This is a genomic window from Cryptosporangium arvum DSM 44712 (genome assembly GCF_000585375.1).
Taxonomy (GTDB): domain Bacteria; phylum Actinomycetota; class Actinomycetes; order Mycobacteriales; family Cryptosporangiaceae; genus Cryptosporangium; species Cryptosporangium arvum.
Genome location: NZ_KK073874.1, coordinates 6,828,701 through 6,854,353 on the forward strand (window position 1 = coordinate 6,828,701; position 25,653 = coordinate 6,854,353).

The window sequence follows — 25,653 nt, forward strand, 5'->3', positions numbered from 1 at the left end:
GCGCCCCGACCGCCTCGAAATCAACGGGCGATCAGGTCGGGATGACCTTCGGGGCCAGCGCCTGGAGCTTGGGCAGGTACGCCTTCGCCTCGGTGCTGCCGGTGCCCTGTTCGGTGGCGAGCGAGAGCGTGTACACGTTCTTGTCGCCGAGCCAGCCGATCCGCGCGACCGGGCCCGCGGATCCGGTCGCGGCGATCAGCTGCTGGTAGCCCGCACGACCCAGACCGTCGATCTCGCTGGTTTTGTCGGGCACGAAGTCCTTCTCGTAGTCCTCGGCGCTGACCTCGTCGTCGCCCAGCGGCGTGGCGACGAACGTCAGGTCGGGCAGCGCGGCCTCCAGCGGCGTCAGCACGCACGTACGCGCGGAGCCGGACTTCCCGCTCGCGGCCGCGATCTGGAACGTCAGGCCGAGCGCCTGGCGGACCTCGGTGAACGTCACCGAGGCGCACAGTCCACCGGCCGCGGCCGCCGGCGGCAGGCTGGGCGGCGGAACGGACGGCGAGGGGGACGCGGAGGTCGCCGCCGCGGCGGGCTCGGAGGCACTGGGAGCGGCCGCCTCGGTCTTGGACGGCGAGGACTTGCTCCCTCCGTCGTCGCCGCTGCAGGCCGCCGCGGTCAGCAGCCCGCTGAACGCCAGCGCCAGGCCGGCCACCCGGACGAGCCGACGCGCAGTGGTACGGGGACGCATGACCAAGTTCCTCCGGCTCCTGCCTGGGCGCGGCACACGGCCGGCCCACACGGCCCGCGCGCTCGTTCGGCGGACATCATCGCGCATCCGTGCCGCCGCTCGGGCTCGGGGCGGAACCTGACCCCGGCCACCGGACCTCACGCGCCGGCCCGAGGGCATCCGGCTCGCCGTCCAGGCCGAGTGCCGCCTCGACGTCGGCGGGCCCGAAACCGTTCTCCAGGCCGGTGAGCACGAGTTCAGCCATCCGGTAGTCGGGATCGTCGTCGAGCGCCCTCCGCAGGCACGCGTCGGCGAGGGCGCCGTCGCCCCGACGATAGGCGCTGACCGCAAGCAGGGTGGCCGGTGCCGCACCGTACGGCGCGGGCACCCGGCGCACCATCTCGTCCCACAGCGCGGTGGCGGCTTCCGCGAGCGGACCGCCGGTCCAGGCGAAGCACGCGTCACGCACCGCGCGATGCGTGAGGCCCACGGCGACCTGCGCGATGGTCCGATCGTCGTGCGCGCGCGTCTCGGGCGGCGCGGGAGCGGTCGCCGCCGGAGCCGGTCCCTCGATCGCCGGTCGGGCCGAAGTGGAATCGGGAACGGCGGAGTCGGGCGGCACGGCGAGCCGGGCGGTGTCGCGGATCAGGAGGTTGTGGAGGTCGACGAGGTCCCGGGCCGCTCGTGTTCCCGCGCGCAGGCCCGTGAGCACGGCCTCCCGGTCGTGGATGGCCGCCAGCAGCGCGTCGGTGGGTTCGCCGGGGTGGCGCCCCACCGATGCCACCAGCGCCGGCCGGTCGGCGAAGACCGGACGCCCCGCGGCCACCCGGAGCACGTCCAGCAGCGTCGTGGGGGCCGGCCCCACCGGCAGCCCTTCCGGTGGGCAGCACGGCTCGGCGCAGGTGTACGACCACCACCGTCCGCTCTCCGCCCGGAGCATCTCGCGCACGTCGAGCCCGGCTTTCCGCAGCGACTGCTCGGCCGCGTACGCCACGTCCGCGCCGGGAAGGGACGCCCGGCCCCGGGACGCCGGCACCGCCGGGCGCGGCCCCGGCACGGCGCGCGGCCCGGCGTCGGACGTGGCCGTGAACAGCACCACGACGCACGCGGACACCTTCTCGCCGCGCAACCGAGCGGCGACCTGGTCGGCGACCGCGGCCTCGAGGCCGGGCGGCGGCAGGTCGGCCCGCACCGTCACCCGCAGGCGGAGACGGCGACCGGTGAGGCCGAGCGCGACGAGGCTGGACCCGGGATGGAACCCGAGCAGCGAGGGGATCGCGCGCACGATGTCGGGCGGGGAGCTCAACCGCACCGTTGGGTGGTCGGGCGGTGGCGGCAGCGTCGTCATGACCAGCAGCCTCGCCGCGCGGGCGGCGCCGGCCCAGCCTCCGCGCACCGGGCTGGGGACAACTCCTGCGCCTGTGCGTTCCGGCACGCACCCGGCCCGATGCGCTACCGCGTCAGGGAAGGGAGCCGTCGCGCCAGCCGTCAGCGGCGCGGCCGAGGCCGTCGGCACAGGCCCGGTTCCGCCCGGCCCGGTCGCGCTCGGCGTCGCCGTCGGGCCCGTCGGCCGCCAGGAACTCCCGCCCGGCCGCGACCACGCGGAAGAACGCGGCGCCTCGCTCGAGCGCCACGTCCAGGTCGCCCTGGTAGAGCCCGTTCAGGACGTCGTCGGCCACGGCCGCGATCGCGTTCGGGTCCGCGTCGTCCCGGACGCCGGCGACGACCTCGTCGACCGGCGCGAGCGACCGCCCGGTGCGGTAGAGGCGCGCCACCTCCGAGCCGTTGTCGGTGCACCACGTGCGCAGCAGGTAGAGGGCCCAGAGCGCACCCGGCAACGAGTCCGGCGGGGCACCGCGCCACAGGTCCGCGAGCGTGTCCAGCCCCACCGTGTCGGCCAGGCGCACCAGCCGATCGGTGGGCTCGTCGTCGCCCGCGCTGTCACGCCCCACCGAGACCAGCGCGGCGGCGGTGGCGTGCGCCAGCTCCATCCGGGCTGACGGCTCACCCTCGACGGAGCCTTCGACGAGTCGCTCCAGGTCGGCGGCGACGATCGGACGATGATGACGGGCGGGTTCGGACACGAAGGCGGCCTCCTGAACTCAAGGCCCAGTTGGGAGGGACAGGGCTGTACGAGTTCCAGCGTAAGCACGACTCGGGCGACACGCGGCACCTCTGGGCGATCTGACGGCGACAGGATTCTCATCCGACCCTGTACCGTGGTGTTCAGTGCGCCGGTCCGATCCAGGCCCCCGGTCCCAACTAAGTCGCCGCGAGCGACCTTCCGCCGAGAGGCGACCCGGCGGGTCGGCGTACTACTCAAAGGCCGTCCCCTCCGGGGGGCGGCCTTTGCTTTATCCACAGGTAGCGCGTCCCCGCTGCCACCGTTGCCGGTTGCCGCTACCGTCTGGAGATCGTGACGCGACCCACCCCGACCGGAGTGCCTCGGGCCACGGTCTGGCTACCTCAACGCCGGCCGTCCCCGCTGCGCGCGCTCGGCATCCGGATGTTCGCAGCGATGTCGTTGGTGCTGCTCACGGTGGCCGTGGTCTACATCGACCGAGACGGCTACCACGACAACACCGGCAGCCCGCTGAGCCTGCTCGACGCGGCGTACTACTCGGTGGTGACGCTCTCGACGACCGGCTACGGCGACGTCGCTCCGGCGTCGCCGTCCGCCCGGCTGGTGAACGTGCTGTTCATCACTCCCGCGCGGGTCCTGTTCCTGATCATCCTGGTCGGCACCACCCTCGAGGTCCTGACCGAGCAGTACCGTGGGCAATTCCGGCGGGAGCGGTGGAGGAATACCGTGAAGGACCACTACGTGGTGTGCGGGTACGGCACCAAAGGTCGGAGCGCGGTCGATGCGTTGCTCGAGAACGGCGTCGCCCGGGACAAGATCGTCGTCGTCGAGCGTGACCACCGCGTCGCGCAGCAGGCCGTCAACGCGGGTCTCGCGGTCGTCGAGGGTTCGTCCAGCCGGTCGGCCGTGCTCGCCCAGGCGCACGTCGACCGGGCCACCGCGATCATCGTCGCGCCCGACGCCGACGACGCCGCGGTGCTGACGACGCTCACCGCGCGCCAGCTGACCAACGGCCAGGTACGCATCGTCACGACGGCCAGGGAGGCGGAGAACGCGCCGCTGCTGCGTCAGAGCGGCGCCCACCAGGTCGTCGTCTCGTCCGCGACGGCCGGGCGGCTGCTCGGCCTGGCCACCACCGACCCGCCGGTCATCGACGTCGTCGAGGACCTGCTGACGCCGGGCCACGGCATGGCGTTCGCGTGCCGGTCGGTGGTGCGCGACGAGGTCGGCCGATCGCCGCGGACGCTCGACGAGGTCGTCATCGCGGTGGTCCGGCGCGGGCGGGTCGTGCCGCTCGTCGAGCCGGAGACGCAGAAGCTCGAGACCGGGGACCTGCTCGTCTACATCCGTGACGACCGGCCGGCCAACAACCAGTCCGCACCCGGCTCCGGCGACTGACGATGTCGCTCCGCGCCCGCGCCGAACAGCACCTTCGCGATCTCGTCGGCAACCCCGACGCGACCCTTCGCGACGACCAGTGGACCGCGATCGAGGCGCTGGTCGCCGACCACCGCCGTGCGCTCGTCGTCCAGCGCACGGGGTGGGGCAAGTCCGCGGTGTACTTCGTCGCCACCGCGCTGCTGCGTGCGTCGGGCGCCGGGCCCACCGTGATCGTCTCGCCGCTGCTCGCGCTGATGCGTAACCAGATCGCCGCGGCGAACCGGGCCGGCATCCGGGCCACGACCGTCAACTCCACGAACGCCGACGACTGGAAACAGATCTACGCCGAGATCACCAGCGGCGCCATCGATGTCCTCCTGGTCTCCCCCGAACGGCTCAACAACCCGGAGTTCCGCGACGAGGTGCTCCCCCAGCTGGCCGCCGGGGCCGGTCTGCTCGTCATCGACGAGGCGCACTGCATCTCCGACTGGGGACACGACTTCCGCCCCGACTACCGCCGCATCCGGACGATGCTCGCCGATCTACCGGCCGGCATCCCCGTCCTGGCCACCACGGCCACCGCCAACGAGCGGGTCACCCGGGACGTCGCCGAGCAGCTCTCGGTCACCGGCGCGCGGACGCTCGAGGACGTGCTGGTGCTCCGCGGCAGCCTCGACCGGTCGTCGCTCCACCTCGGCGTCGTCGCGCTGCCCGATCAGGCTTCCCGGCTGGCGTGGCTGGCCGATCACCTCGACGAGCTCGAGGGGTCCGGCATCATCTACTGCCTCACGGTCGCGGCCACCCAGGACGTCGCCGACTACCTGCGTGACCGCGGCTACGCGGTGGCCGCGTACTCCGGCCAGACCGAGCAGACCGAACGGCTCGCCGCCGAGGACGATCTGCTCAACAACCGCGTCAAAGCCCTGATCGCGACGTCGGCGCTCGGCATGGGTTTCGACAAGGGTGACCTGGGCTGGGTCGTGAACCTCGGGGCGCCGCCGTCGCCGATCGCCTACTACCAGCAGGTCGGGCGGGCCGGGCGCGCCACCGAGCGGGCCACCGTCGTGCTGCTGCCCGGCCGCGAGGACCGCGACGTCTGGGACTACTTCGGCTCGCTGGCGTTCCCGCCCGAGCACGAGGTGCGTGAGACGCTGCGGGTGCTCGCCGAGCAGGACCGTCCGCTCTCGACGGCGGTGCTGGAGACGTTCGTGCCCCTGCGCCGGACGCGCCTGGAGATGATGCTCAAGGTTCTCGACGTCGACGGGGCCGTCCGGCGGGTGAAGGGCGGCTGGACCGCGACCGGCCGGGACTGGAGCTACGACGCCGAGCGCTACGCGCGCGTGAGCGAAACCCGGCGCACCGAGCAGCAGGCGATGCTCGACTACCTCACCACCGAGGAGTGCCGGATGCGGTACCTGCGGCGCGCGCTCGACGACGCGGACGCGGAGCCCTGCGGCCGGTGCGACAACTGCGGTGGGCTCAAGCTCTCGGCGGCCACCGACGAGGCCAGCCTGGCCGCGGCCACCGACCGGCTCCGGCGGCCCGGGGTGCCGGTCGAGACCCGTCGGATGTGGCCCACCGGCATGGGGTCGATGGGCGTCGAGCTGAAGGGCAAGATCGCCAAGGACGAGCAGGCCGAGCCCGGCCGGGCCATCGCCCGGCTCACCGATCTGGGCTGGGGCAACCAGCTCCGGGAGCTGTTCCGCCCCGAGACACCCGATGGCGAGTTGCCGGTGCCGCTGCGTCACGCGCTGGTACAGGTCTTCGACGCCTGGCGGTTCGGTGCGCAGCCGGACGGCATCGTGTACCTGGACTCGCTCACCCGTCCGACGCTCGTCGCGCACGTTGCGAACGGGCTGTCGCGCTACGCGAAGATCCCGGTGCTGACGCGGTTCGACATCGTCGGGCCGGCCGGCACCGGGGAGGGGGCGATGAACTCCGCGCAGCGGCTTCGGGCGGTGGCCGATCGGTACGTGCTCGATGACGCGTCCGCGGTCGCCGGTCGCACGGTCCTGCTCGTCGACGACCGGGTCAACACCGGGTGGACGCTCACGGTGGCGGCGCGGGCCCTGCGCCGGGCCGGCGCCGGGGCCGTGTACCCGTTCGTGCTCGCCGCCGAGAGCTAGCTGGCGGTTCGCGGGCCCAGCACCCCGTGCCCTCGGCGAGGACGATCGCTGGGCCGGTCAGCAACCGTCCAACATCGACTTCAGCGCCGACTTGTCGGTCGACGTGATCGGCAGCGAGTACTTCGACACCGCTCGCACGTACCGCACCGCGTAGACGCACTGGTACGGCTGCGCCGGGCGCCAGGCCGACGGTCCCTTGTCGCTCTTCGACTGGTTCGAGGAGCCGTCGACCGCGATCAGGTTGTCGGGGTCGTTCGCGAACGCCAGCCGGCGATCGGCCGGCCACTTCTTCGCGCCGGACGCCCAGGCGCGGGCCAACGGAATGATGTGGTCGATCTGGATCTTCTTCGTGCTCTTGTACGTGGCGCCGTTGTACGGGGAGACCCAGGTGCCGCCGGTCACCTTGCAGCCGGTGGTGCCGGACTTCGTGCGTACGGTGCCGGGTTTCGCGTCGCGGCGGAGGATGTCGTTGCGGGTGTCGCAGCCGTTGCCGGCGAACTTCACGCCCTTGGCCGCGTCGCTCCAGGAGTCGCCGAACTTGTCGCGCTCGTAGCTCGCGTCCTTACCGGGGATTCGCTTGACCTGCAGCTTCCCTAACGTGGACTGCGCTTGCGAGACCGACGCCGCTGACGGGTCGGCGACGCTGCCGGGCTCGGCCACGACCGAGGTGTCGGCCGTGCCGGTGGCGGTGGGGTCGACGACGCTGATCTCGCCGCAGCCGGCGCCGAGCAGCAGCACCGCGGTGGTGGACACCGCGAGTACGAGCTTTTTCAAGGAGCACCTCCAGCGCTGCCATACCCGGCCGCCGCGAGATCCTCACCCGACGGTCGTACGCTGGTTGGCTCCGCGCAGCTTACGGTGGGCGAGCAGCGCTCCGGCGACCGCTCCGGCGGCTGTTCCGAAACTGGTACGGATGACGAGGACCGCGAGGTTGAAGCGGCCGTCCCAGCCACCTCGGGTGCCCCACGCCGCCCCGGCCGCGGTGCCCGCGGCCACCGCGGTCCAGAAGCGCCCACGCCCCGCCGGCGCGGCCTCCCCCGGCTCCACCGCCACCCGCGCCAACTCCGCCGCACTCCGCACACCACCCCGAGCGCCGGCCCCCGATCCGTCCTCGATCCCCGCGCCACCAGAAAACGCCACCCCCGAAACCGGCCCGGAAACCGGTCGCTGGCGCGACCAGCCGGGCGGCTTCGCCTCGACCCACCCCGGCAGTTCACGCAGCACCCGCGACAGCAACACCAACCCGACGACACCACCCACCACCGTGCTGGTGTGCTGCGCGAGAAACGCGCCGCTCACCGGCCGCCCACCCACGTGGTGTGACGTCGCGAGCCACGGCACGCGCCGCGCACCCCACCGCCCGTCGTGAGTGAACGAGTCCCAGGCCACGTGACTCCACGCCCCGGCGAGCGCGCTCACCACCGTCGCGCCCAACGGCGGCCGCCGCGACTCCAGCAGGGCCAGCTGCCGCAGCGGCAGCCCGGGGAAATCCGGCAGGTACGCGGCCGCGAACGCGAGGCGACGCGCGGCGACGGCCGCGACGACCGACGCCGGTACGCACAGCAGCATCACCCCGCGCGTGTTGTGCGCGTTGGTCTCCCAGCGCGTCCCGGCCAGCGCGAACGGCCAGTCCGGCGACATCGACCCGAGTGCCAGCGCGGTGCCGTCGAACCACCCGGGCTGTACGAGCTTCGCCGCCAGCGCCGGCACCTGGTGGGATACGTACGTCAAAGGCATGGGACCAGTGTTGCCACTGGGACCAAAAAAGCGGCCCCGGGACACCCCGGGGCCGCTTTTTGCGGTCAGGTCAGCTGCAGCCGGACGTGCTGCCGCAGCCCTCGCACACGAAGCACGAGCCGGCCGGCCGCATCTTCGTACCGCAGGTCAGGCACAGCGGCGCGTCGGCGGCCATTCCCTGCACCAGCTCGAGCAGCTCGGTCGACGAGTGCGCGGTGGTGACGTCACGCGGCACGGGCGCCGATGCCGGCACCGGCGTGGGGGCGGGCTCCGACACCGGGGCCGACACCGCCATACCGGCGATGTCCACCTCGTCGGCCGACGACCCGTCGAGCTCGGCCGCCCGCTCGGAGTTGGTCAGGATGCCCATCTCCGCCCGCGTCTCGCGGGGCAGGTGATCGAGAGCCAGCCGACGGAAGATGTAGTCGATCACCGAGCTGGCGATCCGGATGTCCGGGTCGTCGGTCATGCCGGCCGGCTCGAACCGCATGTTGCGGAACTTCTCGACGTACTGCTCCAGCGGGACGCCGTACTGCAGCGCCACCGAGATCGCGACCGAGAACGCGTCCATGATCCCGGCCAGGGTCGAGCCCTGCTTGCCCAGCTTGAGGAAGACCTCGCCGACACCGTCGTCCGGGTAGCGCGACGCGGTGAGGTACCCCTCGGCACCGGCCACCGAGAACGACGTCGTCGTGCTGGGGCGGGTCTTGGGAAGCCGCTTGCGCTTCGGCGCCTGTTCGACGACGACGGTCTGCACCGTGGCCGCAGCCCGCGCCGCGTCGGCCTTCTTGCCGCCGACCGACAGCGGCTGGCCGACCTTGCAGTTGTCGCGGTAGACGGCGAGAGCCTTGAGGCCGAGCCGCCAGCCCTCCGCGTAGACCTTCTCGATGTCCTCGATCGTCGCCGTCTCGGGCAGGTTGACGGTCTTGGAGATCGCGCCGGAGATGAACGGCTGCACCGCGGCCATCATCCGGACGTGGCCCATCGGACGGATCGACCGCTCGCCCATCGCGCAGTCGAACACCTCGTAGTGCTCGCGGCGCAGGCCGGGAGCGTCGACGACGTGGCCGTGCTGGGCGATGTGCTCGACGATCGCCTCGATCTGCTCGTCCTGGTAGCCGAGCGTGCGCAGCGCCTGCGGGACCGTCTGGTTGACGATCTGCATCGAGCCGCCGCCGTCGAGCTTCTTGAACTTGACCAGGGCCAGGTCGGGCTCGATACCGGTGGTGTCGCAGTCCATCATCAGACCGATCGTGCCGGTCGGAGCCAGCACCGAGGCCTGCGCGTTGCGCCAGCCGTTCTTCTCGCCGATCTTCAGGCCGCCCTGCCACTCGGCCGTCGCCAGTTCGAGGATCCGGGCCGAGTCCGCACCGACCGGACGCACCGCGTCGTTGGCCGCGGCGTGCTTGCGCATGACCCGCTTGTGGCCCTCCTCGTTGCGGGCGTAGCCCTCGTACGCGCCGACGATGCCGGCCAGCTCGGCCGAGCGACGGTACGCGGTACCGGTCATCAGCGACGTGATCGCCGCGGCCAGCGAACGGCCGCCGTCGGAGTCGTAGGCGTGCGCGGTGGCCATCAGCAGCGCGCCGATGTTGGCGTAGCCGATGCCCAGCTGGCGGAACTTACGGGTGGTGTCGGCGATCGGCTCGGTCGGGAAGTCGGCGAAGCAGATCGAGATGTCCATCGCGGTGATGACCAGCTCGACGGCCTTGACGAACGTCGGTCCGTCGAACGTGCCGTCGGCGCGCAGGAACCGCATCAGGTTCAGCGACGCGAGGTTGCAGGACGAGTTGTCCAGGTGCATGTACTCCGAGCACGGGTTCGACGCGGTGATGCGGCCGGACTCCGGCGTGGTGTGCCAGTCGTTGATCGTGTCGTCGTACTGGATGCCCGGGTCGGCGCACTCCCAGGCGGCCTTGGCGATCTTGCGGAACAGGCCCTTGGCGTCGACGGTGTCGATCACCGAGCCGTCCAGGCGGGCGCGGAGGTGGAACTCCCCGCCGTCCTCGACCGCGTTCATGAACTCGTCCGAGACGCGGACCGAGTTGTTGGCGTTCTGGTACTGGACGGAGTTGATGTCCTTGCCGCCCAGGTCCATGTCGAACCCGGCGTCACGCAGGGCGCGGATCTTGTCTTCCTCGCGCGCCTTGGTGTCGATGAACTCCTCGATGTCGGGGTGGTCGACGTCGAGCACGACCATCTTCGCGGCCCGGCGGGTGGCGCCACCGGACTTGATCGTCCCGGCGCTGGCGTCGGCGCCACGCATGAAGCTGACCGGGCCGGACGCGGTGCCGCCGCTGGCCAGCAGCTCCTTGGACGACCGGATGCGGGAGAGGTTCAGGCCGGCTCCGGAGCCGCCCTTGAAGATCAGGCCCTCCTCGCGGTACCAGTTGAGGATCGAGTCCATCTCGTCGTCGACCGACAGGATGAAGCACGCGCTCACCTGCTGGGGAGCGGCCGTTCCGACGTTGAACCACACCGGCGAGTTGAAGCTGAACACCTGGTGCAGCAGCATCCAGGCCAGCTCGTGCTCGAAGATCTCGGCGTCCTCCGGCGTCGCGAAGTAGCCGTGGTCGACCCCGGCCTTGCGGTAGACGCGGACGACCCGGTCGATCAGGTGGCGCAGGCTGTTCTCCCGCTGCGGCGTACCGAGCGCACCCCGGAAGTACCGGGTGGTGACGATGTTGGTGGAGTTCAGCGACCAGAAGTCGGGGAACTCGACACCGCGCTGCTCGAAGTTGACCTTGCCGTCGCGCCAGTTCGTCATGACGACGTCGCGACGCTCCCAGGTCACCTCGTCGTACGGGTGGACGCCCGCCGTGGTGAACACCCGCTCGACAGTCAGGCCCACCGGCTTGGACGCGCCCTTGCGCGTACGCGGAGCCGGAGCAGCTCCGTTCGTTGATGAGCCAACCGTCTCGGTCATCGGCGTCCCCTGTCCCTCGTGATCATTCTCGCCTGTACGAATTTCGGAAAGCCCGCATGCGGGCATGGCGAAGCGCACGCCTTCGATGCGCTCGCGTTTACTGCATGGAGTTACCGGGCGCGCCCACAAGGCTGCGCCCACGACGTTTCGGATCCGCCCCGAGCCGAACCGCCGTACGTGTAGGTACTGCTACGGACTGGCGTTCACCAGCTCGCTGTCGCCGGGCGGAGACGCGGTGACCGCCACGACCGGCCGGGGAGCCCCGGCGCCGTGGCTCTGCCGGAGCGTCGCGATCTCCGCCTCGAAGTCCTCCAGTGAGGAGAACGAGCGGTAGACGCTGGCGAACCGGATGTAGGCCACCTCGTCGAGCTCACGCAACGGGCCGAGGATGGCCAGGCCGACCTCGTGTGACGGAACTTCGGCCGCGCCCCGCGACCGGATGGCGTCTTCGACCTTCTGGGCCAGCACCGCCAACGCGTCCGCGTCGACCGGCCGTCCCTGGCACGCCTTGCGGACGCCCGCGACGACCTTGGCGCGGCTGAACGGCTCGCTGACCCCACTGCGCTTCACGACGGCCAGCACAGCTTCCTCGACCGTGGTGAAGCGCTTGGAGCACCGGGTGCACGAACGTCGCCGCCGAGTGACCTGCCCGTCCTCGGCTTCGCGGGAGTCGACCACCCGCGAATCCGGGTGCCGGCAGTACGGGCACTTCACGACGCGCTCCCATCCCCGGTCGAGGCGAACACACCATCTATAGGTGAGTTACACGCTCGTAAGCACTAGATCTAGTGGCAACCGTAGGCCTGCAGTCCCACGACCGCAAGCCGACCCGCCGGGTTCTTCCCATAACACGGACAACTTCTACAACCGGTGGGTCGTTCACGACACAGCGTGTCGCTCGGACGGGAGTTATCCACAACCTGTTGTGGTGTCGTCAGTATCGGCCCACGACCGGTAGCGTGGCTGCGGGTCCTCGACCGGCTCGTCCCGGTACCGCCGGTAGGTGGCCAGCACCCGTTCGTAGTCGATCCCGAGCACCGGCCCCTCCCCCCGCGCGGCGATGTCGGTGTCGCGCCAGATCGAGTAGTCGTCCGGGTCGCGCAACAGGCCACGCGCGGCGCAGTAGTCGTACATCTCGGTGCCCGGCAGCGGGTTGAGGATGTTGGGGTTCGGGAACGTCGGCTTGATCGTGTCCATGAACGCGTGGTGGGCCGTGTAGTCCTCGTCGGTCTCGGTCGGCACCCCGAGCAGCAGGTTGGCGCCCACTTGCACGTCGTGCTGGCGGCAGAGCTCGGCCACCGCCACGCCGTCGGCCACCGTCGTGCGCTTGCGCATGAACTCCAGCAGGCGCTGGGAGCCGCTCTCGAAGCCGAACCAGACCGTGATCCGCTGCCCCTCGCGGTCGCGTCCGGCCTGGGCTTCGCCCAGACACTCGGCCAGGGCCGGGCTGAAGCGGTTGACGTGCCCGTTGAACATCAGCCCGACGTCGGGCAGCTCGGCGTCCATGCGGCGGACGACCCCCATGAGCAACGGAAGGTTCAGCGTGGCGATCGGGTCGGCGATCGTCACGAAGTCCACCCCCCAGCGCCGGACGTACTCGTGCAGCTCGGCCATCACCGTGTCGACCGTGCGGAAGCGACGCCGGGGCGGCTCGAACACCGACCGGTTGGGGAGCTCGCAGAACGTGCACTGCATCGGGCAGCCGCGGCCGAGCTGCAGGTAGACCGGCCGGTACGCGTCGGACTCGGCGTAGACGCCCCGGTAACAGTCGAAGTCGGCGTAGGGCGGGAGCGCGTCGACGTCCGGCCAGGGCGCGCCGTCGACGATCGACGGGAGCGCCTCACCGGCGACGACCCGGTCGTAGAGGTCGAGGATCGCGGACTCGCCCTCGCGCCGGACCACGCAGTCGAACGCGCCGGTGGCGACGGTGGCCTCGGTGTGGATGCTGGCGTGCACCCCGCCGGCGACCACGACCCGGCCGGGACCGCGCACCGCCCGGGCCAGCGCGACCGCCTCGTCGGCGTTCGGGGAGAGATAGCTGAACCCCACGAGCCGGGGATCGAAGTCGTCGAGGGCGGCCAGTAAGCGGTCGGCCGGCTGCAAGCGGGAGTCGAACAGTTCGACGTCGGCTCCGTGTTCGAGCAGGAGCGAACCGAGCAGCTGCGGGCCGATCGGCGGGCTCATCACCGGGCGGAGTTCGCTCTCCGGCTGCCCGACGTAAACCAGGGCCACCCGCATGTGCACGCTCCGATCCGAGGTCGGAACGCCACCCTACCGATGCGCCGGGATCAGGATCCGCTGGCCGACGCGCACAGTGGCGTCGGGCATGTCGTTGAGCTCGCGGATCTCGTCCATCGTCTCGCTGCGGGGCCGATCGGGCGCGACCTCCTCGGCGATCGTCCAGAGCGTGTCGTGCTCGGTGACCACCATGCTGCGCGAGGACACCGGGGTGACGTCGTCGGCCCGCGTGGCGACGGTGAGCGAGACGGCGGCGAGCACGACACCGAGCAGTACCGCGCTGCGGATCAGGGCCCGGCCGCGCCGGGTCAGCCGGAGCGGGACCGTGCCCGCGCCGGCCGCCGGGCCGGCGACGGGGCCACGCCGCCGGGACCGGCTCCCGCTCCCGGCCGGAGGCCGGGCGTCTCTTCGCGGCTCCGCCGACGGCCCGCTCACCCGCCGACGCGACGGGACCGGACGGCACTCCGGCCCGGACGCGGGCCGCGGCCCGCGCTGCTGGGGCACCCGGGCCTCGCCGGACGGCGGGACCACGCGCAGACCGGCCGCGCGCCGGGCGAGCGCCTTGCCCGCCGGGTGCGCCGCGCGACTCGCCGCGAGCGCCCGCTCGGCGGCCGCCGAGCGACCGGCGCCGGCCCGGACCGCCTGCTCGAACGGATCGGGTTCGACCGCGGAAGCAGACACCGCCGGCACCAGTTTGAGCGTGACCACACGCACCCCCCGGGGAAGCCGTACACGTACGGGCGTTCGAACGAACGCGTGTACGATCTTTACCACGTTCCCGAACCCGATACCAGGCTTGCCACACCATTAGTTCGACCGTATGTTCGGCACCGGTTGCACGACACCTCCTCGGTCGCGCGGCCGAACCGAAATCATCAGCCGACGAGCAGCCCCGCACCTTTTCCGACCCGTCCCACGACGCGCCGATGTCGTACGTGTGTTTGAAATCCGCGTCCACAGTGGTTACGGTCAACAGATGAGGTGACGGCGGCGGTGCCGTCAGACGAGGAGGTAACCGTGACGCGACAAGGCCGCAGCTCGACGGATGGAGACGGTGGCGTGACCGCCGCGCCGACCGCCGGCGCCGGCCAGGTCGAGGCCGTCTCCGACCCCGTAGCCGCCGACGACGCCGCTCCGGCCGCCCCCCGCCGCCGCGGGCGCCGCAGCACCACCACCGCCGGAACGCCGCTGAGCCCGCGCCAGCGCCGCATCCTCGAGGTGATCCGCGACTCGGTGGAGAAGCGGGGCTACCCGCCGAGCGTCCGCGAGATCGGCGAAGCGGTCGGCCTCACCTCGCCGTCAAGCGTCGCGTACCAGTTGCAGGCGCTGCAGGAGAAGGGTCTGCTCCGGCGCGACCCCAACCGGCCCCGCGCGGTCGACATCCGCACGCCCGGCGCGTCCGCGAACGGCCGGGACACCGTCGTCGGAATCGGTGGCGGTGTCGGTTCGTCGAACGTCGCCGCCGAGGTCGACGGGCATCCGGCCCCGGTCAACGTGCCGGTGCTCGGCCGCATCGCCGCCGGTGGCCCGATCCTCGCCGAGCAGGCCGTCGAGGACATCTTCCCGCTGCCGCGCGAGATCGTCGGCGACGGGAACCTGTTCCTGCTGAAGGTCGTCGGCGACTCGATGGTCGAGGCCGCGATCTGCGACGGTGACTGGGTGGTCGTCCGGCAGCAGCCCGACGCCGACAGCGGTGACATCGTCGCCGCGATGCTCGACGGCGAAGCCACCGTGAAGCGTCTGCGCCGCCGCGACGGCGAGGTGTGGCTGGTGCCGCACAACGCCGCGTACGAGCCGATCCCCGGGGGCGAAGCCACGATCCTCGGCCGGGTCGTGACGGTGCTCCGCCGCCTCTGAGCGCCCGTCCTACGAACGACGGCCCGGTCCCCGCAGCGAGCGGGGGCCGGGCCGTCGTCGGTCAGAACGTTCAGTAGTCGCCACCGCGATCCGGGGGCGGCGGCGGGCGGCGTCCGGCACCCGGCGGAGGCGGCGGACGCCCGTCGTCCTCGCGGCGGCCACGGCCGCGGTCACTCCCGCCCGGAGGCGGCGGCGGACGCATGCGGTCACCCGGTGGGCGGGCGCGCCCGCTGCCGGTCGTCTCCCACTCCCCGTCGCCACGGCCGCCGCGACCACCGGTGGTCTCCGACCGGTCCCGGCCGCGACCGTCGGGGTCGGCACCGCCGCCGTACGTCGTCCCCGGCGGAGGCGGCGGTGAGGCGCGGCGAGCCCGGGTCGGTGCGGACCGGTCGACCGGCGGGGGCGGCGGCGCCGACCCCGAACCCGGCCGGGCCGAACCGCGGGTACCGCCACCCGGCCGCGCCGATCCGCTCATCCGGCCGCTGCCGGTCGTCTCCGGATCACGGGGCAGGGCCTCACGGCGCACCCGCCCTCCGCCGGTCGTCGTCGGGTCGCCGGGCTCCGGCCGCTGGGGCGGGCGCCGCACCCGGCCGTTCCCGGTCGACTCACCGTCGAACCGGCGTCCACCACCGGTCGACTCACCGTCGAACCGGCGTCCGCCACCGGTCGACTCCGCGTCGTAGCGACGGCCGCCGCCGGTGGACTCGGCGTCGTAGCCCCGCCGCCCACCGGTGGATTCCGCGTCGTAACGCCGGGCGCCACCGGACGATTCGGAGTCGTACCGCCGGCCACCGCCGGACGATTCGGAGTCGTAGCCACCCGGGCGGGCCGCGCCCGGCCCACCGCCGTACACCGTGCCCCGCCCGGCCGGTCCCGAGACCGAGGCCGCTCCCGACACCGACGCCGCCCCCGAGACCGAGGCCGCACCGGACACCGACGCCGCCCCGGACACCGAGGCCGCTCCCGACACCGACGCCGCCCCGGACACCGGGCCTTCCGACCGGAACCCCGCGTTGGCCGGAGCCGCGCCGCCCGGCCGCGCCGAACCGCGCGGAGACGGCGGAACCGCCGCCCCGCCGCGCGCCGGCTCGGGCCGCCCGCCGTACACCGCGCCCGTGACGCGAGGCAGGTTCATCGTCTCCGACGAGGACTCCGGAGCATCCGGATCCGGGCCGCCGACCCGCGGCCCCATGCCCACCCGGGGACCGGACCGCGGCGGCCCGCTGACCGGGCCCAGCGCCGCGGCTTTCCGGAACCGCACGATGCCGACGATGCCGACGGCCAGCAGCGCCAGGCCGATCACCCCGACCACGGCGACGAGCGTGGTGATCTGGGAGAAGCTGATGCTGGAGAGGAAACCGCCACCGGCGTCGGAGTCGGCGCCCTTCGGGTCGGCCGCGGCGGTGTCGGAGCCGGTGTCGCCGACCGCGAAGCGCTGGATCGACGCCCCGGCGGACTTCGAGATCGTCAGGAACGACTTGCCGTCACCGGAGTACGCGACCGCCTCGCCCGTCTGCTCGCCCTGCTGGCCGGTGAGCGCCACCTTGCGTGACTTCGCGGAGATCAGCGTCTTGGCGATGTCGCCGCCGGCCACGTTCCACTCGTAGATCGAGTTGTACGTGCGCAGCGCGACCTTCTTGCCGTCGGGCGACATCGCGCCCCCGGTGACCTGCTCGGTGCCGCCCAGCGTCAGCGTGCCGACGAGCGTCAGCGGCACGGCCTGGTCGGCGGACTTCGACGGCCCGCTGATGCCTTGGCTGGCCTTGTAGACCTTGGCCTGGCCGGTCGTCGTCTTGGTGACGATGACCGGCACGTTGTTGTTCTGGACGAGCAACGCCTCGGCGTTCTTCGCTCCATCCGGATAGCGCATCCGCTGGATCGTCGGGTCGCCCGACGCGGGGAACAGGTGCACGGCGATCGTGTCGCGCTCCGGCGCGGAATCGCTGTCACCGATGTCAGCGACCCAGTACGAGCCGTCGGAGGTCCGCGTGAGGTCTTCCGGGGCGCGCGGCTTGTTGGTCGAGGTGAGCGTCTCTTTCACCGCGCACTTCGAGTCGAGCACGTAGATCTGGGCCTGCGCCACCGAGTCGTCACCCTCAGCGACGACCGCATAGCCGTCGTCGACCGCCACCAACCCGCTGATCGTCGACAACTTCTGGTCGTTCACCGTGCAGACGTTCTCCGGCGCGGCCCATGCGACGGAACCACCCGGAAGCAGGCCGAAGCCCACCCCGAGCAGTAGCGCCACCAGAATCCGTCCACACCGTGTCACGCCCCCAGTCTTGCAGACGTGCGGGGGCCGATCAGTGTCGTTACGAAGGACGCCGCGAGAGCCGCCTCACGGGGTCATCTCTTCAGTGGGAACGACCAACCCAACGGAGGACGTAACGGCGGGCCGACCAGTGGATCGACCCGCCGCCTGTGGCGTTCAGTCACTCACCGTAAGCGACAAAACGCAATTATCGTTGTTACTCAACCGGAACCCGTCAGGCGTGCTGTGCGGTGCCCGCATACGGCTGAAGCGCCGCCGCCAGCCCGGGGTGCACCCGGACGTGGAGCTCGGTGCCGTCCTCGGTGTGCTTGCTGGAGAGCACCTCGCCCTCCGCGTGCACCCGGGACACCAGGCCGCCCTGGTCGTACGGCAGCCGGACGTGCAGCTCCAGCGCCGGCCGGGGCAACCGCTCCTCGATCGTGGCCCGCAGCTCGTCCAGGCCCTGCCCGGTGTGCGCCGAGACCACGATCGCACCCGGCAGCGCCTGACGCAGTTGCAGCAGGGCCTCCGGTGACGCGGCGTCGGACTTGTTGACGACGATCAGCTCGGGCACCTTCGCCGCGTCCACGTCCGCCAGCACCGCCCGGACGGCGTTCACCTGGGCGATCGGGTCGGGGTGCGAACCGTCGACGACGTGGACCAGCAGGTCGGCGTCGGCGACCTCCTCCAGCGTCGAGCGGAACGCCTCGACGAGCTGGTGGGGCAGGTGCCGGACGAACCCGACGGTGTCCGACAGCGTGTACTCGCGCCCGTCCGCGGTCTCGGTGCGCCTGGTCGTCGGATCGAGGGTGGCGAAGAGCGCGTTCTCCACCAGGACACCGGCACCGGTGAGCCGGTTGAGCAGGCTCGACTTGCCGGCGTTGGTGTACCCGGCGATCGCCACGCTCGGCACCTCGTGCCGCCGGCGCTGCGCCCGCTTGGTGTCACGCGCCTGCTTCATGCCCTTGATCTCGCGCCGGAGCTTGGACATCCGCTCGCGGATACGCCGCCGGTCGGTCTCGATCTTCGTCTCACCGGGGCCACGCGTTCCCACGCCGCCCCCGGCACCACCGCCGGCGCCACCGGCCTGACGGGACATCGACTCACCCCAGCCGCGCAGGCGGGGAAGCATGTACTCCATCTGGGCCAGCGAGACCTGCGCACGGCCCTCCCGGGTGTGCGCGTGCTGCGCGAAGATGTCGAGGATCAGGGCCGTCCGGTCGATCACCTTGACCTTGACGACCTTCTCCAGCGCGGTCAGCTGCGCCGGCGAGAGCTCACCGTCGCAGATGACGGTGTCGGCGCCGCTCGCGAGCACGACCTCGCGCAGCTCGGCCGCCTTACCGGATCCGATGTACGTGGCCGGGTCGGGCCGGTCGCGCCGCTGCATCAGGCCTTCCAGCACCTCGGAACCGGCCGTCTCGGCCAGCGCCGCGAGTTCGGCGAGCGAGTTGTCGGCGTCCTCGGCGCTGCCCTCGGTCCAGACACCGACGAGCACGACGCGCTCCAGGCGCAGCTGCCGGTACTCGACTTCGGTGACGTCCGCGAGCTCGGTGGAGAGCCCGGCGACACGGCGCAGTGCGTTGCGCTCTTCGAGATCGAACTGGTCACCGTCGTCCGGCAGCTCCGGGGACAACTCGGGGCGGAGCCGGATGGCGCTGTCGCCGAGTGAGCCGGCTCGACGTCCGGCGCTAGCAGGGGTCGGGCTCATCGGCAGATCAACTCCATCAGTAGTCAGTGCGGGGTCCTCTCGTGGGGGACGGATGCAACGCATCGTGACACGGTCGTGGCCTCCCGGGCATCCGGAATACGCCCTACGAACTCAAGTTTCGGATGGTTCACCGAGGTGTCCACCCGGGTCTACGGTTGGTAACGACGTCCAAGCTCCCGGGATTCCTTCCCCGGTCGGATTCCCGTAATCCGGCCGCCCATACCTCAGCGCACCGCCGCAGCGGGTTCTGGAAGGATTCCGACGCCAACGCGTGCCGCACCAGACGACCCCGGCCCCCGCACGGGCCGGCCAGACGGAGGAAACCCGTGTCCACCCCGATGCCCAGTGCCGGTTTCTCGATCACCATCCGGATCGCCGCTCCCGCTGACCCCACGGGTGTCGGGCGGCTCACCACCGCGGTCGGCACCGCGGGCGGTGTCGTCCGGGCGCTGGACGTCGTCGACTCGGACGCCGACCGCGTCGTCGTCGACCTCACCTGCGACACCTCGGACGGGCCGCACGCCGACAGCGTCGTCTCGGCGCTGCGCGCGCTCGAGGACGTCGACGTGCGCAAGGTGTCCGACCGGACGTTCCTGCTGCACCTCGGCGGGAAGATCGAGGTCACCCCGAAGGTGAACCTGCGTACCCGCGACGAGCTGTCCCGCGCGTACACACCGGGCGTGGCCCGGGTCTGCCTGGCGATCGCGGAGAACCCCGAGGACGCCCGCCGGCTGACGATCAAGCGCAACACGGTCGCGGTCGTCACCGACGGCTCCGCGGTGCTCGGCCTGGGCAACATCGGCCCGGCCGCGGCCCTGCCGGTGATGGAGGGCAAGGCCGCGCTGTTCAAGCGCTTCGCCGGCGTCGACGCCTGGCCGATCTGCCTGGACACGCAGGACACCGACCAGATCGTGTCGATCGTCAAGGCGCTCGCGCCGGTCTACGGCGGCATCAACCTGGAGGACATCGCCGCGCCGCGCTGCTTCGAGATCGAGGCGCGGCTCAAGGACGAGCTCGACATCCCGGTCTTCCACGACGACCAGCACGGCACCGCGATCGTCGTGCTCGCCGCGCTCACCAACGCGCTGCGCGTCGTCGGCAAGGAGATGAAGAACGTCCGGGTGGTCGTGTCCGGCGCCGGTGCGGCCGGCACCGCGATCATGAAACTGCTGCTGGCCGAGGGCGTCGGCGACATCATCGCGTGCGACCGGGACGGCGCGCTGCACGCCGGTTCGCAGGGTCTGAACCCCAGCATGCAGTGGCTCGCCGAACACACGAACAAGGACGGCTACTCCGGTTCGCTCGCCGGGGCGGTCCGCGGCGCGGACGTGTTCATCGGCGTCTCCGCGCCGAACCTGCTCACCGGCGACGACATCGCGACGATGGCCGACAAGTCGATCGTGTTCGCGCTCGCGAACCCCGACCCGGAGGTCGACCCGCGCGAGGCCCGGGAGCACGCCGCGGTCGTCGCCACCGGTCGTTCCGACGAGCCCAACCAGATCAACAACGTGCTCGCGTTCCCCGGCATCTTCCGGGGTCTGCTCGACGCCCAGGCCCGCGAGTTCACGCTGCCGATGGCGCTGGCCGCCGCCGAGGCCATCGCGAACGCCGTCGGCGCCGACAAGGTCAACCCGAGCGTCATCGTGCCCTCGGTCTTCGACCCGGCCGTCGCACCCGCGGTGGCCGCGGCGGTCAGCGAAGCCGCCCGCCGTACCACGGCCTGATTCCCACGCCGCCCGGCGAACCACCGCCGGTACGCCCGCTCCCTCATCAGTGGCGCGCGACGTGCGCCTCGCGTCCGCCGGCCGGGACGTCCGCACCGCCGCGCGCACGGGCGCGCGCCGGCGGTGCGCTGATGCGGGCGGTGGCGCGCTGACGCGGGGGCGGTGGCGGTGGCGCGCTGACGCCGGGGGCGGAGCACTGACGCGGGACCGGAGCACTGACGCGGGGGCGGTGGCGCGCTGACGCCGGGGGCGGAGCACTGACGCGGGACCGGGTGCGTCAGGCGACGGTGTTCGCGGGTGGGCGCAGGTGTGGGGTGGGTGTGGCGCGGATCGGAGGCGGCGTCGGGGTGGGGATCTCCGCGGCGCCGGCGGCGGGGCGGGGTTTGGGGCGGCGGCGGGCGCGTTTCCCGCTGCTTCCCCCCGGCCCCAGGTAGATGAACAGACCGTTCACCGGATCGGGCACCGCGTCCAGCGCGGCCGTCACCGCAGGGGTGGCCCGGAACCGCACCCAGTCGTCCACGTCGTCGAACTCGACCTCGAGGACCAGCCCCCAGTCGCGTCGAACCCAGCGCCAGTCCTTGGCTCCGTGGGTTACCGCCGCCTCCACCAGGTGCTCGCGGTGCGACTCGGACCACACGTCCGCCGAGAACTGGCCGTCGAGAACCTCGATCGTCCAGATCTCCATACCCCCACGGTGAACCTCCCCCGCAACCCGGGCAAGGGATTCACGCGTACGAGGCGGGATCTCCCAGCGCGGCGATCAGCTCGCTGAGCTCGTCGACGACTCCCCGCCGCCCCACCAGGATCGAGCGGCTCCGGAGACTCCACTCGTCACCCTCGAGGTCGCGGAGCACACCGCCGGCCTGACGCACCATCAGCGCACCGGCCGCGTTGTCCCAGGCGTGGTTGCCGAAGTTCAGCGACGCGCCGACCGCACCGGCCGACGCCCACGCCAGTTCGACCGCCGACGACCCGAACATCCGGACCCGCATCGCCTGGTGGGCGACCGCGTTGGCCAGCGCCATCCGGAAGCGGAACGGGTAGCGCGGCGTCGGCCCGCCGTGGGTGCCTTTCGGCGCGACGTTGCCCAGCGCGATCGTGACGTCTTCCAGGCGGGCGGGGGCCAGTTCGGGCAGCGCCTCCCCGTTGCGCTCCAGCGGTCCGCCGTCGATCGCCTGGTACGACTCGCCGAACAGCGGGAGCCGGATCTGGCCGATGACCGGACGGCCCTCCTCCAGCAGCGCCAGCGCGATCCCGGTGAGCGGGATCCGGGCGCTGTAGTTCGCGGTGCCGTCGATCGGGTCGAGGACCCAGGTGACGCCGGTGTGCAGGTCGTGGCCGCCGAACTCCTCGCCGTGCATCGGCAGGCCGGTGCGCTCGGCGAGCGCGGCGGTGATCGTCCGTTCCAGGGCGAGGTCGGCGGCGGTGGCCCAGTCGCCGACGCCCTTGACGACCTCTTCCTTGGCGCCGATCTCGTCGACGAAGAACGGGACCGAGTCGTCCAGGATCTGGGCCGCGGTACCGGCCAGTTCTCGCAGTTGTGATGCGTCGAGGCTCACGCGCGGGGCCCTAGGGTTGCGGGTTCGCCCGGGGTTCCGGACGGTGGGGGTGGGGTGTGCGGGGGTCGGCCCGACCCGGTCGGGCGGGAGAAGGCGGGCGACCCGGCCGGGGGCTGTTCGTCGGCCGACTCCTCGGCGATCGCTTCGACGACCGGGGCGGTCACGGCTTTGAACAACGCTCCCAGACCCGGGGTCACCACCGGTTCCCCGGTCACGACGCCCGGGTCCACGGTGTTCCACGAGCCCGTGTGTTCGTTGCCCGGCGCGACCGTCGGCCACGAACCGGTCGATTCGGACCGGGACGACGCGGCGGGGTTCCGGTCCGCGGGAGCGTTCCGGTCCGCGGGGGACGCGGAAGCGTTCCGGTCCGCGGGAGCGTTCCGGTCCGCGGGCGACGCGGAAGCGTTCCGGTCCGCGGCAGTGTTCCGGTCCGCGGGGGACGCGGGAGCGTTCCGGTCGGCGAGCGGCGCGAAGGTGTTCCGGTCGGCGGGGGGCGTGATCGTGCGCCAGGAGCCGGTGTCGGACGACGGCGAGGTGGTGCCCCAGGAGCCGGTCGTCTCGCCGCGGCGGCGCGAGCCGACCGGGCGCATCGGAGGCGCCGCGCTCGTGGGCCGCACCGGTGCGGCCGGTGACACCGGCTCCACCGAGGGAACCGGACCGGCCGGTGCCACCGAGCGGGCCGGGCCCTTCGAACTCCGGGCCGGTGCGTACTGCGGCCGCCCGCGGCTGGGATCCCAGGCCTGCGCGGGGTCGGGCTCGGCCGGTCGCTCGGCGGCCTGCGGCCGGGGCGGCGTGTCCCACCCCTGCACCGGCCCCTCGGCCACCCACTCGACGATCGGGTCGACCCTCGGAAACTCAGGAGCGCCCTCGTTCGGCGCGGGCCGGGACGGCGCACCGTCGGCCGAGGCCGCGTGGGGCGCCCCGGCGTGGGACGGTCCGGCGTGGGACGGTCCGGCGTGGGACGACCCGGCGTGGGACGACCCGGCGTGGGACGACCCGGCGTAGGACGGGCCGGCATCGGACGGCCCGGCGTGCGTCGACACGGGCTGGGACGGGCCGGGCTGGGACGGGCCGGGCTGGGACGGGCCCGGCTGGGACGCGGCGGCCTGGGACGGCGCGGGGTGGGACGGGCCGTCTTCGGCCGTGGCCGCGCGCGATGCCACGGGGCGCGACGGCTCGGGCTGCGACGGCTCAGGCTGCGACGGTCCGGGATGGGACGGGACCGGGTGGGACGGGACCGTGTCGGACGCGGCGCGGTGGGACGGGGCGGCGTGGGACGGGGTGTGGGTGGCCGGCGGGGTGGGCTCGACGACCTCACCCAGCAGCGCACGCGGTCCCTCGGGCTCCGAAGGCGCCTGCGCGATCACCGGCCGCGCCGCCGCGGCGGCGAGCCACTCCGGGGACAGCTGGCCGCCCGCCACCAGCACGGCGGGCCCTTCGAGCAGCGTCGTCGCGGTGGTGACCGTGATCGCCACCCGCCCGCCGGGCACGTCGACCGCGACCCGGCCGGTGGTCTTCCCGGCCGACCGCAGCGCGACCGCGCCGACCGCGCAGGCACCGGTGCCGCACGAACGCGTCTCCCCCGAGCCGCGCTCGTACACGCGCATCCGGACCCGCAGGTCGTACCCCTCCGGCGACGGCACGCCGGGCGTCGTCCGCGCGTCCCCGGCGAGAACGTTCACGATCTCGACGTTGACCCCGGTCGGAAACGCCGCGGGATCGAAGTCCGGCGGCGAGGTCAGGTCGAGGTCCTCGACCGGCAGCACCGTGCCGCACACCAGGTGCGGGTTGCCCATCGACACCGAGATACCGGCGAACGAACGGCCACCCACCTGCACCACGGCCTCGGTGCCGATCACCGCCGGCCCCATGTCGACGGTGATGTCGCTCTGCCCGTCGGGCACGACGACGAGCTTCGTCCCGGCCCGGGTGGAGATGCGCATCGTGCCTGGCTTGGCCAGCCCGGCCTCGACCAGGTACCGCGCGAACACCCGGATGCCGTTGCCGCACATCTCGGCGATCGACCCGTCACCGTTGCGGTAGTCCATGAACCACTCGCCGTCGAGCCCGAGGCCCTCCGGGATACGGGTGGTGCGCACGACCCGCAGCAGCCCGTCGGCGCCGATGCCGGCGCGGCGGTCGCACAGAGCCCGCACGAGCTGAGGCGGGATCTCCAGGACGCCGTCCGGGTCGGGCACGATGACGAAGTCGTTCTCGGTGCCGTGGCCCTTGGCGAACGGCACGGGGCCGCTCACAGGGGTGCCGGGGGTCGGCGCGGAATCGCTCACAGCATCAGATCCTACGAGGGCTGTCGCGTGATTCCGGGGTGAGCCGGTGTGACTCATGAGGTATCAGTTTTCGCGCCTCTTCCAGCGCGTGCGTCCCGTCGGTCGGATCGAGCCAGCGGACCCGGTCGTCGCGCCGGAACCACGACCGCTGCCTGCGCACGAACCGCCTCGTCGCGGCCTGGGTGGCGGTGATCGCGCCGAGCTCGTCGAACTCGCCGTCGAACATGCGCAGCACCTGGGCGTATCCCAAAGCGCGGGACGCGGTCCGGCCGTCACGCAGGCCGTGCTGTTCCAGGGTGCGTACCTCGTCGATCAGACCGGCGTCCCACATCACCCGGACGCGTTCCTCGACCCGGGCGTCGAGCTGGTCGACCGGGCGGTCGAGGCCGATCCGGACCGCGTCGTAGTACGGCTCCGGCTGCGCGGGCAGTGCGGCGGTGAACGAGCCGGTCAGCGTGATCACTTCGAGCGCGCGGACGATCCGCCGCCCGTTGCTGGGCAGGATCGCGGCCGCGGCGGCCGGGTCCGCCGCGGTCAGCCGGGCGTACAGGGGTGCCGGGCCGACGTCGGCGAGCTCGGCCTCGAGCGCGGCGCGCACCTCGGGGTCGGTGCCCGGGAACTCCATCCGGTCGAGCACCGCGTCGACGTAGAGGCCGGAGCCGCCGACCAGCACCGGGACCGTTCCGGCCGCGCGCAGCGAGTCCACCGCGGCCCGGGCCAGCCGCTGGTACTCCGCGACCGACGCCGTCTCGGTCACCGACCAGACGTCGAGCAGGTGATGGCGGACGCCGTCCTGCTCGGCGGGCGTCAGCTTCGCGGTGCCGATGTCCATGCCCCGGTAGAGCTGCATCGAGTCGGCGTTGACCACTTCGCCGCCGAGCGCCTTCGCGAGCGCCACCCCCAGCCCCGACTTCCCAGTGGCCGTAGGCCCGACGACCGCTATCACGGGCGGCCCCGTCTCCACCCCACCGGATGTCACCGCGCCACCGGCAGTCTTCGCCCCACCCGCTGTCTCCGCGCCATCGGCCGCCTTCGCCTCAACGGCGGTAGTCGAGCCACCGGCCGTAGTCGCACCACCGGCCGTAGTCGCACCACCGGCCGTAGTC

General features: G+C 72.5%; 17 protein-coding genes and 2 pseudogenes. 4 read left to right on the top strand and 15 right to left on the bottom strand.

The window, feature by feature from the left end; genetic code table 11:
* Positions 1–31 precede the first annotated feature (31 nt).
* The 3 genes from CRYAR_RS31350 to CRYAR_RS31360 form a co-directional block, all read right to left on the bottom strand.
* Positions 32–688: a hypothetical protein gene (locus tag CRYAR_RS31350; protein WP_157018205.1), complete on the bottom strand. Its 657-nt coding sequence runs from the start codon at positions 686–688 to the stop codon at positions 32–34.
* 76 nt (positions 689–764) lie between these two features.
* On the bottom strand, positions 765–2,015 hold the full coding sequence (locus CRYAR_RS31355) for a DUF4192 domain-containing protein (RefSeq protein WP_157018208.1): 1,251 nt from the start codon (positions 2,013–2,015) through the stop codon (positions 765–767).
* Positions 2,016–2,127: 112 nt separating this feature from the next.
* Positions 2,128–2,751, bottom strand: coding sequence for a serine/threonine-protein kinase (locus CRYAR_RS31360; protein ID WP_051571183.1), 624 nt, complete (start codon positions 2,749–2,751; stop codon positions 2,128–2,130).
* A gap of 422 nt (positions 2,752–3,173) precedes the next feature.
* On the opposite strand from CRYAR_RS31360, the gene CRYAR_RS31365 reads away from it, so the two are divergent.
* Together CRYAR_RS31365 and CRYAR_RS31370 are read left to right on the top strand one after the other, a co-directional pair.
* The gene (locus CRYAR_RS31365; protein WP_051571184.1) at positions 3,174–4,148 is read left to right on the top strand and encodes an NAD-binding protein; all 975 of its coding nucleotides are present in this window, start codon (positions 3,174–3,176) and stop codon (positions 4,146–4,148) included.
* A gap of 2 nt (positions 4,149–4,150) precedes the next feature.
* Complete coding sequence (locus tag CRYAR_RS31370) at positions 4,151–6,256, top strand: RecQ family ATP-dependent DNA helicase (RefSeq protein ID WP_035856882.1); 2,106 nt, start codon at positions 4,151–4,153, stop codon at positions 6,254–6,256.
* Between the two features lie 57 nt (positions 6,257–6,313).
* Here CRYAR_RS31370 and CRYAR_RS31375 read toward each other — a convergent pair whose 3' ends face one another.
* The 6 genes from CRYAR_RS31375 to CRYAR_RS43905 all read right to left on the bottom strand — a co-directional run bounded on the left by CRYAR_RS31375 (position 6,314) and on the right by CRYAR_RS43905 (position 13,838).
* Positions 6,314–7,030, bottom strand: a complete 717-nt coding sequence (locus tag CRYAR_RS31375; RefSeq protein WP_035856883.1) for an HNH endonuclease family protein — start codon at positions 7,028–7,030, stop codon at positions 6,314–6,316.
* A gap of 42 nt (positions 7,031–7,072) precedes the next feature.
* Positions 7,073–7,993 carry a DUF4184 family protein gene (locus tag CRYAR_RS43900; RefSeq protein ID WP_084701186.1) on the bottom strand — a complete coding sequence of 307 codons (921 nt, stop codon included), beginning with the start codon at positions 7,991–7,993 and terminating at the stop codon, positions 7,073–7,075.
* Between the two features lie 70 nt (positions 7,994–8,063).
* Entirely contained in the window at positions 8,064–10,919 is a 2,856-nt protein-coding gene (locus CRYAR_RS31385) for a vitamin B12-dependent ribonucleotide reductase (protein WP_035856884.1), read from the bottom strand.
* A 189-nt stretch (positions 10,920–11,108) separates the two neighbouring features.
* Positions 11,109–11,633: a transcriptional regulator NrdR gene (gene nrdR / locus CRYAR_RS31390; RefSeq protein ID WP_035856885.1), complete on the bottom strand. Its 525-nt coding sequence runs from the start codon at positions 11,631–11,633 to the stop codon at positions 11,109–11,111.
* 195 nt (positions 11,634–11,828) lie between these two features.
* Complete coding sequence (locus CRYAR_RS31395) at positions 11,829–13,157, bottom strand: B12-binding domain-containing radical SAM protein (RefSeq protein ID WP_035856886.1); 1,329 nt, start codon at positions 13,155–13,157, stop codon at positions 11,829–11,831.
* A gap of 33 nt (positions 13,158–13,190) precedes the next feature.
* The gene (locus CRYAR_RS43905; RefSeq protein ID WP_157018210.1) at positions 13,191–13,838 is read right to left on the bottom strand and encodes a LysM peptidoglycan-binding domain-containing protein; all 648 of its coding nucleotides are present in this window, start codon (positions 13,836–13,838) and stop codon (positions 13,191–13,193) included.
* Between the two features lie 378 nt (positions 13,839–14,216).
* On the opposite strand from CRYAR_RS43905, the gene lexA reads away from it, so the two are divergent.
* Positions 14,217–15,014, top strand: coding sequence for a transcriptional repressor LexA (lexA, locus tag CRYAR_RS31405; RefSeq protein WP_035856887.1), 798 nt, complete (start codon positions 14,217–14,219; stop codon positions 15,012–15,014).
* 70 nt (positions 15,015–15,084) lie between these two features.
* Here the strand turns inward: lexA and CRYAR_RS31410 are convergent, their stop codons facing one another.
* Together CRYAR_RS31410 and hflX are read right to left on the bottom strand one after the other, a co-directional pair.
* Positions 15,085–17,262: a hypothetical protein gene (locus CRYAR_RS31410; RefSeq protein ID WP_035856888.1), complete on the bottom strand. Its 2,178-nt coding sequence runs from the start codon at positions 17,260–17,262 to the stop codon at positions 15,085–15,087.
* Positions 17,263–17,500: 238 nt separating this feature from the next.
* The gene (hflX, locus tag CRYAR_RS31415) at positions 17,501–18,976 is read right to left on the bottom strand and encodes a GTPase HflX (RefSeq protein WP_084701188.1); all 1,476 of its coding nucleotides are present in this window, start codon (positions 18,974–18,976) and stop codon (positions 17,501–17,503) included.
* A gap of 338 nt (positions 18,977–19,314) precedes the next feature.
* On the opposite strand from hflX, the pseudogene CRYAR_RS31420 reads away from it, so the two are divergent.
* Positions 19,315–20,729, top strand: a pseudogene (locus tag CRYAR_RS31420) (NAD-dependent malic enzyme); the annotation flags it as partial.
* 248 nt (positions 20,730–20,977) lie between these two features.
* Here CRYAR_RS31420 and CRYAR_RS47660 read toward each other — a convergent pair.
* The 4 genes and pseudogenes from CRYAR_RS47660 to miaA form a co-directional block, all read right to left on the bottom strand.
* Positions 20,978–21,385, bottom strand: coding sequence for a hypothetical protein (locus CRYAR_RS47660; RefSeq protein WP_051571188.1), 408 nt, complete (start codon positions 21,383–21,385; stop codon positions 20,978–20,980).
* A 40-nt stretch (positions 21,386–21,425) separates the two neighbouring features.
* On the bottom strand, positions 21,426–22,259 hold the full coding sequence (locus tag CRYAR_RS31430) for an inositol monophosphatase family protein (protein ID WP_035856891.1): 834 nt from the start codon (positions 22,257–22,259) through the stop codon (positions 21,426–21,428).
* A 1,388-nt stretch (positions 22,260–23,647) separates the two neighbouring features.
* A pseudogene (gene dapF / locus CRYAR_RS50975) lies at positions 23,648–24,502 on the bottom strand (diaminopimelate epimerase); the annotation flags it as partial.
* Positions 24,503–24,551: 49 nt separating this feature from the next.
* The gene (gene miaA / locus CRYAR_RS31440; protein WP_051572281.1) at positions 24,552–25,493 is read right to left on the bottom strand and encodes a tRNA (adenosine(37)-N6)-dimethylallyltransferase MiaA; all 942 of its coding nucleotides are present in this window, start codon (positions 25,491–25,493) and stop codon (positions 24,552–24,554) included.
* Positions 25,494–25,653 lie beyond the last annotated feature (160 nt).

Bases quoted from the DNA above. Each gene is read 5' to 3' on its own strand.
- CRYAR_RS31350 (WP_157018205.1), bottom strand. From the start codon at position 688: ATGCGTCCCCGTACCACTGCGCGTCGGCTCGTCCGGGTGGCCGGCCTG.
- CRYAR_RS31355 (WP_157018208.1), bottom strand. From the start codon at position 2,015: ATGACGACGCTGCCGCCACCGCCCGACCACCCAACGGTGCGGTTGAGC.
- CRYAR_RS31365 (WP_051571184.1), top strand. From the start codon at position 3,174: ATGTTCGCAGCGATGTCGTTGGTGCTGCTCACGGTGGCCGTGGTCTAC.
- CRYAR_RS31370 (WP_035856882.1), top strand. From the start codon at position 4,151: ATGTCGCTCCGCGCCCGCGCCGAACAGCACCTTCGCGATCTCGTCGGC.
- CRYAR_RS43900 (WP_084701186.1), bottom strand. From the start codon at position 7,993: ATGCCTTTGACGTACGTATCCCACCAGGTGCCGGCGCTGGCGGCGAAG.
- CRYAR_RS31385 (WP_035856884.1), bottom strand. From the start codon at position 10,919: ATGACCGAGACGGTTGGCTCATCAACGAACGGAGCTGCTCCGGCTCCG.
- CRYAR_RS31395 (WP_035856886.1), bottom strand. From the start codon at position 13,157: ATGCGGGTGGCCCTGGTTTACGTCGGGCAGCCGGAGAGCGAACTCCGC.
- hflX (WP_084701188.1), bottom strand. From the start codon at position 18,976: ATGAGCCCGACCCCTGCTAGCGCCGGACGTCGAGCCGGCTCACTCGGC.
- CRYAR_RS47660 (WP_051571188.1), bottom strand. From the start codon at position 21,385: ATGGAGATCTGGACGATCGAGGTTCTCGACGGCCAGTTCTCGGCGGAC.